Genomic DNA, 596 nt, shown 5'->3' with positions numbered 1-596 from the left:
ACCTCGCAGATCCTGGCGCTGACCACCGGCCAGGTGGGCGCGCTGACGTCGAGCGAGACCAAGGCACTGACGTCGAGCCAGGTCGGCGCGATGACCACCAGCCAGATCACGCACCTGACCTATATCGGCGTCACGCCGCTGGTGCTGGACTTGAACGGCAACGGCGTGCAGACGCTGAACCTGTCGGCCGGGGTGCAGTTCGACCTGAGCGCCAACGGCCAGAAAGTCAACACCGGCTGGGTCGGCGGTGGCGACGGCTTGCTGGCACTGGACCGCAACCATGACGGCGTGATCAACGACGGTGCCGAACTGTTCGGCAGCGGCGTCACGCTGGCCGACGGCAGCAAGGCGCGCACCGGCTACCAGGCGCTGGCCGAACTGGACCAGAACGGCGACGGCATCATCGACCGCAAGGACAGCACTTACGCCGACCTGCGGGTGTGGGTGGACGCCAACGCGGACGGCGTCAGCCAGGCCAGCGAGTTGAGCAGTCTGAGCGAGCGCGGCATTGCCAGCCTGGACTTGAAGGCCCAGCAGGCGGCCGTCAGCAACAACGGCAACTGGGTTGGCCTGCAGTCGAGCTACACCAGCACCGA

The 596-nt window shown here is 67.1% G+C and carries 1 protein-coding gene; it reads left to right on the top strand.

Going from position 1 to position 596, the window contains the following annotated elements; genetic code table 11:
* A partial coding sequence (locus AC3WOS_RS28585; RefSeq protein WP_492720707.1) for an SPM autocatalytic domain-containing protein occupies positions 1–596 on the top strand: 596 nt, incomplete at both ends.

Source organism: Rugamonas sp. FW305-51, from assembly GCF_058786935.1.
Note: the sequence above shows the minus strand (reverse complement) of the source record. Positions and strands in the feature narration are given on the sequence as shown.